Here is a 13,713-nt window from a genome sequence, read left to right as displayed (position 1 = left end):
AAAAACTGGCATCAAAAAACCACACCCCAACACGGGGGTATCAGAGCATGGCAAAAAACAACAACAAACAAAAACCACCAAACACACTATTGAGTTCTCAAACAACACACCTCGGCACCTTCACCGGCCGCGCAACAAACCCGCGGCTTTCGCCGCGTGCGGTGTGCGGACAGTCGGAACAACCCGGAATCCGGGAGTATTCCTCGAGGATGCCGTCGCGCTCTTCGGGCTGACCCGCGTCGCGGCGACGTGGATTAAGTTACGTGAGTGCTAACTGGGAGTCAAATCGCCTGCTAGATCGGCGTTTCGAAACCCGCACTGCGGGCTCAAACCCGCTGCACCCCAGCGATATTCCGCTTCCCTCGGCGCAGCACCAACCAGCTGCCGTGCAGAAAGTGGGACGGTTGTGCCACCCAGTCGTCGCTGGCGATCTTCTCGTTGTTCACCGATACCCCGCCCTCGGCGATGGTGCGTTTGGCTTCCTTCTTGCTCGCCGACAGACCGGTGGCCACCAGGAGGTCAACGATTCCGTCCGGTGCGCCCGGCTCTAGTGTGGCCACCGACGTCTCCCGCAGCGCTGCGGCCAGGGTCGATTCGTCCAGGCGGGCGAGTTCACCGCGGCCGAACAGCGCCTGCGAGGCATGCTCGACCGCTTCGGTGGCCGCCTCACCATGCACCAGGGTGGTCAGCTCCTGGGCCAGCCGACGCTGAGCGGCGCGTTCGTGCGGCCGCTCGGCGGTCGCCACTTCCAACTCGCCGAGCTCGTCGGCGGCCAGGAAGGTGAACCAGCGCAGGTACCGGATCACATCGGCGTCGGCAGTGTTGACGAAGTACTGGTACCAGGCATACGGGCTGGTCATCTCGGGGTCCAGCCACAGACTTCCCCCGCCCGTGGACTTGCCGAACTTCGTACCGTCCGCCGCGGTGACCAGCGGCACCGTCAGCGCGTGCACGCCGGCGCCCGCCATCTGTCGGACCAGCCGCACACCGGCGATGATGTTGCCCCACTGATCGGAACCGCCGATCTGCAGCGCGCAGCCGTACCGGCGGTGCAGCTCCACATAGTCGTTGGCCTGCAACAGCATGTAGCTGAACTCGGTGTAGGAGATGCCCTCCCCGTCGAGCCGGCGCCGGATCGTGTCGCGGTCCAGCATGACGTTGACCGAGAAGTGCTTGCCGACGTCGCGCAGGAAGTCGATGGCGCTCAGCTGCGATGTCCAGCTGAGGTTGTTCTCGACAATCGCACCGCTGGCCGAATCGTCGAAGTCGACGAACCGTTCCAGCTGACCGCGGATGCGCTCGGCCCACTGCGCGACGGTGTCAGTGGTGTTCAAGGTGCGCTCGCCAGTGTCACGGGGATCACCGATCATGCCCGTGGCACCGCCGGCCAACACGATCGGCCGGTGACCGGCCCGCTGGAAACGCCGAAGTGTGAGCAGCGGCACCAGATTTCCCGCATGCAGACTCGGCGCGGTGGGGTCGAACCCGCAGTAGACGGTCATCGGTGGCTGCGCGGCCGCCCCGGCGAGCGCGTCGATGTCGGTGGACTGGGCGATCAGTTCGCGCCAGCCAAGCTCGTCGAGAATCGTCGTGCCCATGCGTTGATCTTCCCGCATGGGTTTCACTCAGTCGCTGGCGCCCGGGATCGGCGCGCGGGGACTGCGACGGTAGGCCGATACTTCCGGGCGTCCGGAGAGCCACATTCGCCACGGCCGATCGGCCGCCTGCGACACCCCGACCCGCGGTCCGCTGCTTTCCGGACCGCCCTCGCCCAGCTGCAGCGTCACCGGGGAATCCGGGCCAAAGACATCCATGCCGTTGTCCTCCATCACGATGCCCAGCGCCGAGCACAGGTTGCCGGGGCCGCGGGCCAGCGCGGTCGGACGCACCAGCGGGCCCCGACGCGCCTGGGCCACCGCCAGCCCCGACTCGATCGCGGCCGCCCGCAGCAGCACCGCCGCGGCCGTGCCGTCCGAACCGCACACCACGTTGGCGCAGACATGGATGCCGTGGCTTCGGTACGTGTAGAGCCGGCCGGGCGGGCCGAACATCACCGCATTGCGGACGCCCGGTCCCCGAAACGAGTGCGCCGCCGCATCCGGCCAGGGTCCGCTCGGCGGGCCACCGTAGGCCTCGACCTCGACGACCCGGGCGCTCACTCCCCGACAGGTGATCACCGCGCCGAGCAGGAGGCGGGCCGCCGATATCGGATCGGTGTCCAGCAGATCGACGCTCACCGGAAGAAATTCTGCCCGACCTGTTGACATGCCGGCATCCGGGGACAAATATTCACCGCATGATGACTTCATCGAGTGATGAATTCACTGCGAACGGTGCGGAACCCGCAGTCGACATCGAGCACTTGCGTGTCATCCGCGGCAAACGGCCCGCAGTGACCGACCTGTCGGTCCGTATCGCCCGCGGCAGTATCACCGGGGTGCTGGGCCCATCCGGCTGCGGCAAGACCACGCTGATGCGCTGCATCGTCGGTACCCAGATCGTCGCCGGCGGGTCGGTGACGGTGCTCGGCGAACCGGCGGGGTCGGCCGCACTGCGCAGGCGTGTCGGCTACATGCCCCAGTTCCCCGCGATGTACGACGACCTGCGGGTCATCGACAACGTCCGCTACTTCGCCGCCCTCTACGGAGCCGAAGAGCTGGCCGCCGAGGAAGCGATCGACGCGGTCGGCCTGGGTGATCACCGCACCGCCTACTGCGCGAACCTGTCCGGCGGGCAACGCACCCGTGTCTCACTGGCGTGCGCCCTGGTCACCAGTCCCGACCTATTGGTGCTCGACGAGCCCACCGTCGGCCTCGATCCCGTCCTGCGGGTCGACCTCTGGGAGCGGTTTCGCTACCTGGCCCGCAGGGGATCGACGCTCTTGGTGTCCAGCCACGTCATGGACGAGGCCGAGAACTGCGAAGACCTGCTGTTGATGCGCGACGGTCGCCTGCTTGCCCACTGCACACCGACGAAACTGCGAGAGGAAACCGGATGCACGTCACTGGAGGACGCGTTCCTGTCCGTCATTCGACACACCACCGCGCCCGCAGCCGGCTGAGTCTGCAGCCCTACGCGGCTACCAGCACCCGCATTCTGCGCCAGTTGGCCGCCGACCACCGCAGCGTCGCGATGATCCTGTTGGTGCCGGTTCTGGTCATCTCACTGATGTACTTCATGTTCTCCGACGTACCGGTGCGGCCGGGTCATCCCTCGCCGTTCAACACCGCGTGCCTGATCTTGCTCGGCCTGTTCCCGCTGTTCGTGATGTTCCTGATCACCTCGATCACCATGCAACGCGAGCGCGCTTCGGGAACCCTCGAACGCATCCTGACCACCCCGCTGCGCCGGCTGGACCTGCTGGTCGCCTATGGGTCGGCGTTCTCGCTGGCCGCCGCCCTGCAGGCCAGCCTGGCGTGCGTCGTATCGTTCTGGCTGCTCGGATTCGAGACCGCGGGCAGCCCGGTCTGGGTGTTCGTCATCGCGATCGTCAACGCCGTGCTCGGGGTGGGCCTGGGGCTGCTGGCCAGCGCCTTTGCCCGGACCGAGTTTCAGGCGGTGCAGTTCATGCCGGTGTTCATCGTGCCGCAGTTGTTGTTGTGCGGGATCATCGTGCCCCGCGCGCAGATGCCCGGCTGGCTGGAGTGGATCAGCAACGCGATGCCCGCCAGTTACGCACTCGAAGCACTGCAACAGGTGGAGGCGCACACCGAGCTGACCGACATCGCCATCCGTGACATGGCCGTGGTGCTCGGTTTCGCCCTCGCGGCGCTGGCGTTGGCGGCGGCGACCCTGCGGCGGCGCACTCCATGACCGACACCACCGCGCCCAGCACACGCAAGCGTCCCGGCCGGCCGCCGGGAACCTCCGACAGCCAGGACCGGATCCTGGCCAGCGCACGAGAGTTGTTTGCCCGCAACGGATTCGACAAGACGTCCATCCGGGCCATCGCGGCGGCCGCCGGCGTCGACTCGGCCCTGGTACACCACTACTTCGGGACCAAACAGCAGCTGTTCGCCGCCGCGATCAACATCCCGGTCGACCCGATGAGCGTGATCGGCCCGCTGCGCGAGATCCCGGTCGACGAGCTGGGGTTCGCGTTGCCCTCGCTGCTGCTGCCACTGTGGGATTCGGAGATGGGCGCCGGCCTGATCGCCACCCTGCGATCGCTGTTAGCCGGTTCCGACATCAGCCTGGCCCGATCGTTCCTGCAGGAAGTGGTGACCGCCGAGGTCGCCCCGCGCGTCGACGATCCGCCGGGAACCGGACGACTGCGGGTTCAGTTCGTGGCCTCGCAACTGCTGGGCGTGGTGATGGCGCGCTACATCATCGGGCTGGAACCGTTCGCCTCGCTCCCGTCGGCCACGATCGCCGCGACCATTGCACCCAACCTGCAGCGCTATCTCACCGGAGAACTGCCCGACCTGCCCTGACCCTCACCCCAGCACCGGGAAACGCCGCTGGCGGGCCAGCCGGTCCAGCGCTCGCTGCATGACCCGCCGGACGTGGTCGTCGACCTCGTCGACGTCCGGGGTCGTGCCGAACGCGGCGGGGTCGACCGGTTCGAGAACCTCCATGACGATCTTGGACGGCAGCGGGAAATTCGGCGGGAAGGTGGCGGTCAAACCGAACGGGAGACCGACGCTGACCGGCAGGATGTCCATCCGAATGCGGTGCAGTCCGAGCCGATACGCCAGCTCGGTCCCCCGGGCCAGAAAGAACTGGGTCTCCTGGGCACCGATGGACACCATCGGCACGATCGGCACCCCGGCTTCGATGGCCGTTCTGGCATACCCGGTGCGCCCCTCGAAGTCGATCACGTTCTGGCGATGCGTCGGCCGAAAGGCGTCGTAGTCCCCGCCCGGAAATACCAGCACCACGGCGCCGGCCCGCAACCCCGCGGCCGCGGCTTCGGGGCTGGCGTGCACGACACCCAGTCGCGGCAGCAGCGGCCCCCACGGTGCGATGAAGATTCCGTAATGCGCCAGGGTGTACAGCGGACGGTCATAGCCGAACTCGGCGTAGAACGCCGGACCGAAGACCGGCACATCGGGCGTGAGCATCCCGCCGGAGTGATTGCCCACCAACAGGGCTGCCCCCGATCGAGGGAACCGGTCGAGACCGCGCACCTCAGCGCGAAAATACCTCCGCACCAGCGGCCAAGCCGCCTGCGTTATCCGCCGGGTGAACTCCGGATCCCACTTGGCGAGCTCATCGGGAACCTGTTCGGCGACAACGTTGTCGACCATGGTGGCGACGCTACGCCAAACCGGCTGCGCCCGTTACGAGTTCGACCGAGCCATCAGCCGGTCATGTTCCTCGGGACCGACGTCGACCGCCTCGTCGACCAACAGCACCGGAATGTCGTCCTCGATGCGGTATGCCTTGTGCAGGCGGGGGTTGTACAGGAGTTCGTCGACGAGCACCAGCGGGCCGCGGTCGAGGGGGCACACCAGGATCTTGAGCAGCTTTTCGTCGAGCACAGCGCCGCTACGGGCTCGCCGGCGCCGGCATGACCGGCGCACTGCCACCGATGGCCGGGTTCCCATCGCTGGGCATCTGGCCGGCCCCCATCACCGCATTGTTCTGCTGTGCCTGCTGCGCCTGCTGCAGGAGAGCCATCTGGGCGTAGATCTTCTGCTGGTAACCCAGGGTGTCCTGGAGCGCCTGGATCAGCGGCTTCTGGTTCGGGCGATGGTCGAGCGCGTCCTGGATCTCGGCGATGTTGGTCCGCGACGGCTTGATGCCCTGGGCGCGCAGCTTCATCACCTGCTTGATCAGGTTCGACAGCTGGCCGCCGCTGGCACCCTGCTCGTACTCCTGGTTGATGTACATCAACACCTGGTCGGCACTCTGGAACTGCGGGGTGCCGGAGTCAGAATCCGCGGTGGCCGACGGCGTCGCGGGCGTGGTGCTGGGCGCGGCCAGGGCCGCAGAGGTGCCGACGCCGACCAGCAGCCCGGCGGCCATCGCAGCGATCGCCGTGCCGCGCGCGGCGCGGCGCCAGTGGCGTGAAACGGTCTGGGTTGTCATGCATTCCTCCGACGCGTGGGCACCTGCGACTAACGGCGAGCCTAACAGCGGCGCACGACCTGGGCAGATTCTCGGTCCCGGGTACCGATCAGTTGTCGGTGCCGCATAGCCGAGCGCGTGCCGCGGACGTGAAGCGCTTGTACTTCCCCGTATCGGGCTCCAGGTGCCAGGCGTTACGCGACGCCCTGGGCACGCCGGCGGCCCGTAGCGCCGATACCGTCGGCCGGTAGGTCGCGCTGAGCGGGAAATCCGGTACCACGTGAACGACGTCGGGTGGCGGGCCGACCGGCATCGACGCGAACGCATCGGTGAGATCCGCGGTGGTGACCGACATGCCGGGCCGCAGCGTGATGGCGGTGACGGCGATCCTGCCGTCGGGCACCTCGACGCCGTACGTCGCGGCGAGGTCGACGGCGGTGATCCGGCTGACCGCGTCGGTGACCGGCTCGGGGAACACCACTCCGCGCGCGGTCCGGATGAGCGTGGAGCGGTTGCCCAGCAGCCAGAAGTCGCCGTCGTCGTCGCGGCGGAACACGTAGTCGGTGGAAATCCAGGTGTCGCCGGGGGCGAAGACACCGCGCTTGACCGACGCGGTCGGATCGATGGGGCCCCACGGCCGGGCCAGCAGCACGCCGACCTCGTTGGGTTCGGCCACGGCGACGAACCCGCGGTCGTCTTCCAGGATCAGGTCGTCCACGGCGTCGTAGGCGGCCAGTTCCACCTGGCCACCCCCCGGCAGCGGGCGGCCCTTGCTACCGACCTTCACACCGGCGACGTTGGCCAGGACCGCCTGACCGTCGGTGGTGGCGAAGAATTCGACGATATTGGCCGGTGCGAACGCGTCGATGGTGCGCTCCCACAATCCGGCCGGCATGCCCGAGCCGATGAACAGCCGCACCGGGTGATTGCCGCGCAGGAACAGACCGGACTCGTCGGTGTCGTCCAGCACCGCGCGCAGCATCGTCCAGGTGTAGGACACCACGGTGACGCCGTACTGACGGATTTCGGCGAGGAAACGGTCCGGGTGTAGGCCGCGCGAGAGCGCGATCCGGGTGCCACCGACGACGGCCCCACCGACGCTGACCAGCAGTCCGGACTGGTGATGCAGCGGCGTCAGGCAGTAGACGGTGTCACCGTGGCCCAGGGCTGCGGCCGAGGCGGTGCCGAAGGCCGACAAGGCCCACCGGTGGTTGGTGATCTGCTTGGGCACCAGATCGCCGCCGACCGAATTGAACGCGACGAAGGCCAAGTCACGGGCGAATCCGGGGTTGGGCCGATACCACCCCGGCAGTGCCACGACGTCCGGGTCGATCTTCTCCATGTCGATGACGTTGCTGTCGTCGGCCAGGTTCAGATCGCGGCTCTCGCCGCCGCCGAGAACCAGCGCCTGGATCGGCAGCTTGTGGGCCGCCTCCAGATTGCCGGGGTCGGTGATCACCTCGGTGACCCCGCCCAACCGGACGGCCTCGGCAAGGTCGGCGTCGGGCGGCATCAGCACCGCCACCGCACCCAGCCGGGACAGCGCCGCGATGGCCACCAACGCCGAGGGCCGGGTGTCCATCAGCACACCGACCCGCACCCCCTGGCGCACGCCGACCGCGATCAGTCCCCGGACCACGTTGTTGATTCGGCGGTTGACCGCTTCGTAGGTGTGCACCCGACCGTCGAACAGCAGGAACTCGCCGTTGGGGGCGCCGTCGGCTTGTTCGTCGATGATCCGGCCCAGCGAGATCCGGGTGTGGTCGTTGATCTGGCCCAGCCGGGTCAGCCGCGGCAGCGTGCGGGCGGTCTCGACAGCCAGTGTCCGCATCGACTTGTTGGTGTTGACCACCGCGTCGGCCGCACCGCGGGCCAGCGACAGCACCAGTTCGGATGCTTCGGCCACGCTGTGCACGAGACGTGCCGACAGCGCGACCCCGCTGTCGTCGGGCTCGGCGGTGCTGTCCTGCATCGGCGCGATGTTGACCGGCCGGGAATCCAGGCCGGCCAGCCAGCGCACCCAGTCAGCGACAGTAGGCCAGGTCGCGGTGGCGGCCTTGGACCCCACGACCAGGCCGAAGTGACCGGCCCGGATCATCACCTCGTAGACCTCGGCGCCGGGGGCGGCGCGTTTGATGCCGCGGACCGACGCCGGCTGGCCGATATCGTCGACCTCGCCGACGAACGCCAGCACCGGGCAGGTGATATCGGACAGCGTCACCAACTGGCCGTTGATGGCGAAACCGCCCGACATCATCCGGTTGTGCGCGATGAACTGCTTGAGCAGCTCGGACACCGCCGGGCCGGACCAGGCGATCCAGCCCTCCGAGTCGAGGAAGCGTCGCTGCTGTTCGCGGGGCAGCAGCGCGTCGCGGTCGTGGAGCTGGCGCAGAAAGTCGAGCCGCGCCTTGGCGGTCTTGAGCGGATCCAGCATCTGGAAACCGGTGCGGGCCAGCCACCCCGGAATGTCGATGCGGTTGAACACGTGGTCGGCCATGAAGTCGGCGGCGACCGCGCCCAGGTTGGGCGGGATGCCCATCGGCAGCGCCGCCAGGGTGTCCACCGGCGATCCGAACGCCACAATGCTGGCGATGTCCTGGGTGCGCCGGTAGGCGGCGGTCTGATAGCAGAACATGCCGCCCTGTGAGTAGCCCGCCAGGTGCACGCTCTGACCGGTGGTCTCCTTGACGGCGTCGATGGCCTCGTTGAGCGCCACGATGTGGTCGGTCAGGGTGCGTTGCATGCCGCCCTCGACCTCGTCGGGTGAGCCGAAGTCGATCACCCACGGGTCGATTCCCGCCGCGTGCAGGATGCCGACGGCGCCGTCTTCGCGGGTGACGTCCCACATGTTCGCCGACATCATCATCGGATGGACCATCAGCACCGGCGGCCCCGCCGGCGGCTGGCCGGGCCGGCTGTCCGGCGGGAAGTAGCGCCGGAGCTTGTACATCGGTTTGCTCTCGACGATCTGGAAGGGTGACGGCACCGCGCCGGTTTCCAGCCCACCCCAGCGCAGCACCTCGAAACCGTTCTGCGCCGTCGCCATCAGGCGTTCCACTGGCCTGGTGACCGCCGACAAGTTCAGATCCACCGCTGTTCCCCTGTCCAACATCGCTGCAGCATGAGGCCCCGACAGCCTGCACATCATGGCATAAGGCCGATCCGCTGCCTGCCGCTTTGGGACCTGACCGATAGGGTCATACCAGTGGCACACCTGCTCGGCGCCGAGGCGCTCCATCTCGAATATCCGACTCAGGTGGTCTTCGACTCCGTCACCGTCGGCGTGAACGACGGCGCCCGCATCGGCATCGTCGGCCGCAACGGCGACGGCAAATCCAGCCTGCTCGGCATGCTCACCGGGCGGATCGCCCCCGATGCCGGGCGGGTCACCCGGCGTGGCGGGCTGCGGGTGACGGCGCTGGACCAGTCCGACGCCATGGCCGCCGACGCCACCGTCGGCGAGGTCCTCGTCGGCGATCTGCCTGAGCACGAATGGGCGGGCAACGCCCGCATCCGTGACGTCGTCGCCGGCCTGGTCGCCGATATCGACTGGCAGATCGCGGTGGCGAAGCTGTCCGGTGGCCAGCGCCGCCGCGTCCAGTTGGCCGCGCTGCTGATCGGCGACTGGGATGTGATCGCCCTCGACGAGCCGACGAACCACCTCGATATCGAGGGCATCACCTGGCTGGCCGAGCACCTCAAAGCGCGCTGGGCACGCAACACCGGCGGGCTGCTGCTGGTCACCCACGACCGGTGGTTCCTCGATGAGGTTGCATCGACCACGTGGGAGGTCCACGACGGGGTCGTCGAGCCGTTCGACGGCGGGTACGCCGCCTACGTGCTGCAGCGGGTCGAGCGCGATCGGATCGCCGCGGCCGCCGAGGCCAAACGGCAGAACCTGATGCGCAAAGAACTGGCGTGGCTACGGCGCGGGGCGCCGGCCCGAACCTCGAAGCCGAAGTTCCGGATCGACGCCGCCAATCAGCTGATCGAGGACGTGCCGCCGATCCGCAACGGCGTCGAGCTGGCCAAGCTGGCCACCGCCCGGCTAGGCAAGGACGTCATCGACCTACTCGACGTATCGGTCTCCTATGACTCCAAACCCGTTCTGCGCGACGTGGAATGGCGCATCGGCCCCGGGGAGCGCACCGGCATCGTCGGCGCCAACGGCGCGGGCAAGTCCACGCTGCTCGGCCTGATCGCGGGGACGCTGTCCCCCGATTCGGGCCGGGTCAAACGCGGAAAGACGGTCCGGCTGGCGATGCTCGACCAGCAGTCCAGCCAGCTCACCGACATCGCCGGCGACATGGTCCGCGAGGTCGTCGGCCGCCTCAAGACGGATTACCAGGTGGACGGGAAGGACATCACCCCCACACAGTTGTTGGAACGCTTGGGTTTTCGTCGTGAGCAACTGTCCTCGCGCGTCGGCGAACTGTCCGGCGGGCAGCGCCGGCGGCTGCAGCTGATGCTGACCCTGCTCACCGAACCCAACGTACTGGTGCTCGACGAGCCGACCAACGACGTTGACATCGACATGCTGTCGGCCACCGAAGATTTGCTCGATTCATGGCCGGGCACGCTGATCGTGGTGTCCCACGACCGCTATCTGCTGGAGCGGGTCACCGACCAGCAGTACGCGATCCTCGATGGTCACCTGCGTCATCTGCCGGGCGGTATCGACGAGTATCTGCGCATCGCGGCCCGCCGCGATGCTGGTCGCGATTCGGCGCCGGCCCGCGAAACAGCGCCGCAGGCACTATCGGGCGCCGAATTACGCGGTGTGGAAAAGGAAATCGCGGCGTTGGATCGGGCGCTGACCAAGTTGTCGGACCGGGTGAACGCCAAGCATGTCGAGCTGGCCGAGCACGACCAGTCCGATCACATCGGGCTGGGCCGGCTGACCCAGGAGTTGCGCGAGTTGGAGGCCGAGGTCGCCGAGAAGGAGAACCGCTGGCTGGAGCTTTCCGAATTGGTGGACTGAGCGACCGCAGTCATCGGCGCAGTCTGATTCGTAATCGATCCGCGGTCTCGCGCACGACCTTCAGCTGGTTGGCCACCTGCGTCGGCGCCGTACCGCCGCGGGCGTCGCGGGATGACACCGATCCCTCGACGGTCAGCACCTCACGCACTTCGGGGGTGAGATCCCCGCTGATCTGGGCCAGCTCCGCATCGGTGAGCTCGTCGAGCCCGACCCCGCGACCCTCGGCGACGCGCACCGCCGCCCCGGCGGCTTCGTGTGCCACCCGGAACGGCACTCCGCGGCGTACCAGCCATTCCGCGACATCGGTGGCAAGTGTGTAGCCGGCCGGTGCCAACGCGGCCATCCGGTCGGTGTCGAACCCCAGGGTCGCGACCAGTCCGGCCATCGCGGGCAGCACCAGCTCCAGCTGCGCGACGGAGTCGAACACCGGCTCCTTGTCCTCTTGCAGGTCACGGTTGTAGGCCAGCGGCTGGGCCTTGAGGGTCGCCAGCAGCCCGGTGAGATTGCCGATCAGTCGACCGGATTTGCCACGGGCCAGCTCGGCGATGTCGGGGTTCTTCTTCTGCGGCATGATGGAACTGCCCGTCGACCAGGAGTCGTGCAGAGTGACGTAGCCGAATTCGGTTGTGCTCCAGAGGATGATGTCTTCGGCCAGCCGAGACAGGTCGACGGCGATCATCGCCAGGACGAAGGCCGCCTCGGCGGCGAAGTCACGGGATGCCGTGGCGTCGATCGAATTATCCGCCGCTGCCGCGAATCCCAGCTCCTCGGCGATGGCGTCGGGGTCCAATCCCAGCGATGAGCCGGCCAGCGCACCCGCTCCGTACGGGGAAACCGCGGTGCGATCGTCGAAATCGGCGATGCGGTCGACGTCGCGCAGCAACGGATGGGCATGGGCCAGCAGATGGTGCGCCAACAGCACCGGCTGGGCGGCCTGCAGGTGGGTCTTGCCCGGCATGATCGCGGCCGGGTGCGCGGCGGCCTGGGTCGCCAGCGCCGACACCACCTCGAGCGCGCCATCGGCGACCCGACGCATCGCGTCGCGCAGCCACATCCGAAACAGCGTGGCCACCTGGTCGTTGCGGGACCTCCCGGCGCGCAACCGGCCGCCGAGATCAGGCCCGACCCGGTCGATGAGGCCACGCTCGAGTGCCCCGTGCACGTCCTCGTCGGTGACCAGCGGAGTGAAGCTACCGTCGGCCACGTCTTGGCCCAGGCTGTCCAACCCGGCCAACAAACCGTCCCGCTGCTCGTCGGTCAACAGACCCGCCCGGTGCAGCACCTTGGCGTGCGCCTTGGAGGCGGCGACGTCAAAAGGCGCGAGCACCCAGTCGAAATGCGTGGACTTGCTCAGCGCCGCCAGCGCGGGTGCGGGCCCGTCGGCGAACCGCCCACCCCACAGCGACCCCTCGTTGGTGCTCATGGTTCTCCCCTGCGAGCAGACACAAAGGTCCGCGACACGCCGCGGATTTGGCTACTTTTGCGTCTGCTCGCGGTCATGAGGTGCTCAGGTCCCGGCGGGCGGCGATCTTCGACGACAAGCCGTGCACGTGCACGAAGCCCTTGGCCGACGACTGGTCGAAGGTGTCCCCCTCGTCGTAGGTGGCCAGGTTGAAGTCGTACAGTGAGGTCGGGCTGCGACGGCCGTTGACGGCGATGTGCCCGCCGTGCAACACCATCCGGATCTCGCCGGTCACATGCTCCTGGGTGTCGGCCACAAACGCCTCCAGCGACCGCTTGAGCGGCGAGAACCACAGGCCGTCGTAGACCAGCTCACCCCACTTCTGGTCGGTGGTGCGCTTGAACCGGCCGAGTTCGCGTTCCAGCGTCACGTGCTCGAGCTCGGTGTGCGCGGTGATCAGCACCATCGCACCGGGGGCTTCGTAGATTTCGCGGCTCTTGATCCCGACCAGCCGGTCCTCGACGACATCGAGACGGCCGACACCCTGGGCACCCGCGCGCCGGTTGAGCTCGACGATGGCCTCCAGCACGTTGACGGGGTTGCCGTCGATAGACACCGGCACGCCGTGTTCGAAACCGACGATCACCTCGTCCGGGGTGTTCCAGTTGAGCGTCGGGTCCTCGGTGTAGTCGTACACATCCTTCGTCGGTGCATTCCAAAGGTGTTCCAGGAAACCGGTTTCCACCGCACGGCCCCACACGTTCTGGTCGATGGAGAACGGCGAGCGCTTGGTGACGTTGATCGGGATGTCGTTCTCCTCGGCGAACGCGATGGCCTTCTCCCGGGTCCACGCATAGTCGCGGACCGGGGCAAGCACCTCCAGATCCGGTGCCAGGGAGGCGAAACCGACCTCGAAGCGCACCTGATCGTTACCCTTGCCGGTGCAGCCATGGGCCACGATGCCGCCGCGGTGTTCGCGGGCCGCGGCCACCAGGTGCTTGACGATCAGCGGTCGGCTCAGCGCCGACACCAACGGGTAGCGGTCCATGTAGAGAGCATTGGACTGGATGGCGGGCAGGCAGTAGTGCTCGGCGAACTCGTCACGGGCGTCGACCACAACCGCTTCCACCGCACCGCAGTCCAGGGCCCGCTGGCGAACGACTTCCATGTCCTCGCCGCCCTGGCCGAGGTCGATGGCCACGGCCACCACCTCTTTGCCGGTCTCCTTGCCGATCCAGCTGATGGCCACCGAGGTGTCCAGGCCGCCGGAATACGCCAAGATGACGCGTTCGGACATGAAGTGCTCCTTTGTCGTTAG

The 13,713-nt window shown here is 67.7% G+C and carries 13 protein-coding genes; 5 read left to right on the top strand and 8 right to left on the bottom strand.

Translation table 11 applies throughout. The features are described 5' to 3' along the window. The coding region (locus ORI27_RS28185) for a hypothetical protein (protein ID WP_266000422.1) at window positions 1-274 on the top strand (274 nt) is incomplete at its 5' end. 52 nt (window positions 275-326) lie between these two features. On the opposite strand, the gene tyrS is transcribed toward ORI27_RS28185, so the two are convergent. Beyond that, window positions 327-1,598 carry a tyrosine--tRNA ligase gene (gene tyrS, locus ORI27_RS28180; RefSeq protein ID WP_266000421.1) on the bottom strand — a complete coding sequence of 424 codons (1,272 nt, stop codon included), beginning with the start codon at window positions 1,596-1,598 and terminating at the stop codon, window positions 327-329. Window positions 1,599-1,625: 27 nt separating this feature from the next. Further along, window positions 1,626-2,267, bottom strand: a complete 642-nt coding sequence (locus tag ORI27_RS28175) for a DNA-3-methyladenine glycosylase (protein ID WP_266000420.1) — start codon at window positions 2,265-2,267, stop codon at window positions 1,626-1,628. Window positions 2,268-2,296: 29 nt separating this feature from the next. On the opposite strand from ORI27_RS28175, the gene ORI27_RS28170 reads away from it, so the two are divergent. From ORI27_RS28170 to ORI27_RS28160, 3 genes are read left to right on the top strand one after another with little or no spacing between them, the layout of a single operon-like run. Then, complete coding sequence (locus ORI27_RS28170; RefSeq protein WP_266000419.1) at window positions 2,297-3,061, top strand: ABC transporter ATP-binding protein; 765 nt, start codon at window positions 2,297-2,299, stop codon at window positions 3,059-3,061. After that, window positions 2,995-3,813, top strand: a complete 819-nt coding sequence (locus ORI27_RS28165; protein ID WP_266000418.1) for an ABC transporter permease — start codon at window positions 2,995-2,997, stop codon at window positions 3,811-3,813. Before ORI27_RS28170 ends, ORI27_RS28165 begins: the two co-directional genes overlap by 67 nt. Beyond that, entirely contained in the window at window positions 3,810-4,433 is a 624-nt protein-coding gene (locus ORI27_RS28160; RefSeq protein WP_266000417.1) for a TetR/AcrR family transcriptional regulator, read from the top strand. Before ORI27_RS28165 ends, ORI27_RS28160 begins: the two co-directional genes overlap by 4 nt. Window positions 4,434-4,436: 3 nt before the next feature. On the opposite strand, the gene ORI27_RS28155 is transcribed toward ORI27_RS28160, so the two are convergent. From ORI27_RS28155 to ORI27_RS28140, 4 genes are all read right to left on the bottom strand, one after another. Continuing rightward, window positions 4,437-5,249, bottom strand: a complete 813-nt coding sequence (locus ORI27_RS28155; protein WP_266000416.1) for a lysophospholipid acyltransferase family protein — start codon at window positions 5,247-5,249, stop codon at window positions 4,437-4,439. A 33-nt stretch (window positions 5,250-5,282) separates the two neighbouring features. Continuing rightward, on the bottom strand, window positions 5,283-5,483 hold the full coding sequence (locus ORI27_RS28150; RefSeq protein ID WP_266000415.1) for a Trm112 family protein: 201 nt from the start codon (window positions 5,481-5,483) through the stop codon (window positions 5,283-5,285). Between the two features lie 7 nt (window positions 5,484-5,490). After that, window positions 5,491-6,033, bottom strand: coding sequence for a hypothetical protein (locus ORI27_RS28145; RefSeq protein WP_266000414.1), 543 nt, complete (start codon window positions 6,031-6,033; stop codon window positions 5,491-5,493). A gap of 88 nt (window positions 6,034-6,121) precedes the next feature. Next, complete coding sequence (locus ORI27_RS28140; protein WP_266000413.1) at window positions 6,122-9,124, bottom strand: acyl-CoA synthetase; 3,003 nt, start codon at window positions 9,122-9,124, stop codon at window positions 6,122-6,124. 93 nt (window positions 9,125-9,217) lie between these two features. Between ORI27_RS28140 and ORI27_RS28135 the strand changes: the two genes are divergently transcribed. Next, window positions 9,218-10,993: an ABC-F family ATP-binding cassette domain-containing protein gene (locus ORI27_RS28135; protein WP_266000412.1), complete on the top strand. Its 1,776-nt coding sequence runs from the start codon at window positions 9,218-9,220 to the stop codon at window positions 10,991-10,993. A gap of 10 nt (window positions 10,994-11,003) precedes the next feature. Here the strand turns inward: ORI27_RS28135 and argH are convergent, their stop codons facing one another. Together argH and ORI27_RS28125 are read right to left on the bottom strand one after the other, a co-directional pair. After that, window positions 11,004-12,416, bottom strand: coding sequence for an argininosuccinate lyase (gene argH, locus ORI27_RS28130; RefSeq protein WP_266000411.1), 1,413 nt, complete (start codon window positions 12,414-12,416; stop codon window positions 11,004-11,006). A gap of 73 nt (window positions 12,417-12,489) precedes the next feature. After that, entirely contained in the window at window positions 12,490-13,692 is a 1,203-nt protein-coding gene (locus ORI27_RS28125) for an argininosuccinate synthase (RefSeq protein ID WP_266000410.1), read from the bottom strand. Window positions 13,693-13,713 lie beyond the last annotated feature (21 nt).

Origin of the sequence: Mycobacterium pinniadriaticum (assembly GCF_026242045.1) — a bacterium.
In the GTDB taxonomy this organism is placed as follows: domain Bacteria; phylum Actinomycetota; class Actinomycetes; order Mycobacteriales; family Mycobacteriaceae; genus Mycobacterium; species Mycobacterium pinniadriaticum.
Note: the sequence above shows the minus strand (reverse complement) of the source record. Positions and strands in the feature narration are given on the sequence as shown.